The organism is Micromonospora globispora, assembly GCF_003857015.1.
GTDB classification, from domain to species: domain Bacteria; phylum Actinomycetota; class Actinomycetes; order Mycobacteriales; family Micromonosporaceae; genus Micromonospora; species Micromonospora globispora.
Map to the genome: position 1 here is coordinate 1 of NZ_QGGF01000499.1, position 2,271 is coordinate 2,271.

3 protein-coding genes and 1 pseudogene are annotated in these 2,271 nt (G+C 71.5%); 2 read left to right on the forward strand and 2 right to left on the reverse strand.

The window, feature by feature from the left end; translation table 11 throughout:
- Nucleotides 1-493, reverse strand: a 493-nt coding sequence (locus DKL51_RS26810; RefSeq protein ID WP_124812627.1) for an NTP transferase domain-containing protein, incomplete at its 3' end; no start/stop codon positions are given.
- A 71-nt stretch (nt 494-564) separates the two neighbouring features.
- A complete protein-coding gene (locus DKL51_RS26815) occupies nt 565-1,095 on the reverse strand; it encodes a M48 metallopeptidase family protein (protein ID WP_109945411.1) in 531 nt (176 codons plus the stop codon).
- Nucleotides 1,096-1,620: 525 nt separating this feature from the next.
- Between DKL51_RS26815 and DKL51_RS35210 the strand changes: the two genes are divergently transcribed.
- Both DKL51_RS35210 and DKL51_RS26820 read left to right on the forward strand, forming a co-directional pair.
- The gene (locus DKL51_RS35210) at nt 1,621-1,788 is read left to right on the forward strand and encodes a DUF5679 domain-containing protein (RefSeq protein WP_012014940.1); all 168 of its coding nucleotides are present in this window, start codon (nt 1,621-1,623) and stop codon (nt 1,786-1,788) included.
- Between the two features lie 205 nt (nt 1,789-1,993).
- Nucleotides 1,994-2,271 (forward strand): annotated as a pseudogene (locus DKL51_RS26820) (hypothetical protein); the annotation flags it as partial.

Below are 2,271 nucleotides of genomic sequence, written 5' to 3' on the forward strand. Positions count from 1 at the left end.
CGGCCACGTCGCCGGGCCGCGGGGCACCGGCCCGCACGTCCGCGGGTACGGCGGTGTCCAGGTCCAGCGGCGGCAACCACTCCGGTACGGGCAGCCGGGCCGCGACGCCGAGCAGCCCCGGCCCGCCGCCCTCGACCGGGGCGACGGCGACCGGTCGGCTGGTGAGCGGGCGGAGCAGCTTGCCGAGGGTCAGCCCGGGCACGTCCGGGGCGTCGGCGGCCACCACGGCCGCCTGGTCGTACCCGGTGAGCGCCGCGAGCACCGCGTTGACGGTGGGCGCGGGCACCTCGTGGACCGCCGTGTCCGGCCAGACCACGGCGTCTGCCAGCCAGCGGTCGTCCGGCGTCACGGCGACCGCGGTCTCCACCTCGTTGAGCGTGGCGAGCAGGTCGACCACGTCCTCAGCGAGCGCGGTGCGCCACCGCGTCGGATCGATCCCCGGCGGCGTCCAGCCCACCGGTCTCAGCAGCGCCACCACCACACGTCGAGCCACGCTGAAGACCCTAACCCCGGCCCGGGCCGCCCGCCGGGCGACATGATCCACTCGGGTACGGCAGAGCGGCGTCAGTCCGCGAGGGGTACGCCGGCGACGGAGGCGACGCCCTCCAGATAGCCGCGGGCGCGCTCGGTCTTCGGGTAGCGCCCGACGAGGGCCCAGAACTGGGCGTTGTGGCTCGGCACGATCAAATGCACCAACTCGTGCAGGAGCACGTAGTCGATCACCCAGTCCGGCATGTCCTGGATCCGGTGCGAGATCCGGATGGTCCGGTCGGCCGGGGTGCAGGAGCCCCAGCGGCCGTTCTGGTTGGTGACCCACCGGACGCTGACCGGCGCCGCATGGACCCGGTAGTCGGAGAGGTAGAGGTTGATCAGCCGGGTGGCGCGGGCCAACAGCTCGGCGTCCGAGCGGGCGAGCCGGCCCTCGCGGGCGGCGAGCCGGGCGAGCATCCGGTCGACCCACTCGCTCTCCTCGGCCCGGGAGAACTGATCCGGGATGAGCACGACGACCCGCTCACCGTCGCGGTACGCGGACACCGTGCGTCGCCGGCGCTGACTGCGCCGTACCTCGACGACCGGCTTCCGCGTCGCGGCCATCACTGACCCGCGCAGCCTCGGATGACTGTCACGAACGAAAGCTACTTCGTACTGGCCAGGGGTCCGCAAGAGTCAACCCGCGGAGGCACGCCCGGAAAATGGTGGTTGGTTGCCCGGAGTCCTGAAAAATTTCTTTGCGGAGGCAGGCCGACCTGCCCCGGGTCACTCTTCGTGGCGACCCGGCGGGGCTCCGGCGCGTCACCTGCCGGCCTCCCCACACGTTAGGTGATCAACTGGCGGAGCGCCGTCCGGGGGCCGCCGGAAGGGGGATCTGAGCGTATTCACCCGGCGTGTCCCCGCCAAACCGACGTATCCGACCTAATCGGCATGCACACTCTCGACGTCGACTAGCTCACAGTGGCGATGCAGATCAGACATGGAACTGCCCGTACCTGGGTAGGGTCCGCCAACCAGCGGTCATGAGCGTGGCCGCGGAGAACGACCCAGCGCCGGCGCCCCGCGTGGCCCGCCGCCGGGAAACCCGTCGGGACGGCGTGTCCGGCGGACGAGACGAGGAGGGCTACCGTGGCCGACCAGGCCCAGACCTACAACGGTTACTGCGTCAAGTGCAAGGAGAAGCGCGACTTCGAGGGCCGTGTCGAGGTCTCCAAGACCGGCATGAACATGGCCAAGGGCAAGTGCCCGGTGTGCGGCACAACAGTGAACCGCATTCTCGGCAAGGCGAAGGTCTGACCCGAACGGACCTCGGGGGAGAGGCGGCCACGGCCGCCTCTCCCCCGACCCGTTTCCGGAGGTCGGCGGCGACTGTCGGCTCGACGACAGAGTTACCGAGCGGTTGTGGATATCCCCGGCTTTCCTGTGGACAACCCTCGGCAGGAGCCGCCGCACCTGTGGACAACGATCGACGGAACGCACGGACGCGGTCACGATTCGTGTCATGACCCGCCCCGCTCCCCTTCCTCGGCCAACCCTGCTGCCGGGGCTCGCCCGCCTCTGGCGCGATCGGCACACCCTCCAGCTCGGGGTCGAACCGGGCCGGGCCGTCCTGCTGGAGGTGGCCAACCCCCGGGCCGCCCGGCTGCTCGACCTCCTCGACGGCACCCGCAGCGAACGCAGTGTCCTCGCGTACGCCTCGACCGCGGACGTGGCGCCGGACGAGGCGCGCGTCCTGCTCGACGAGCTGCGCGCCGCCGGGCTGGTCGTACCGGCCCACAC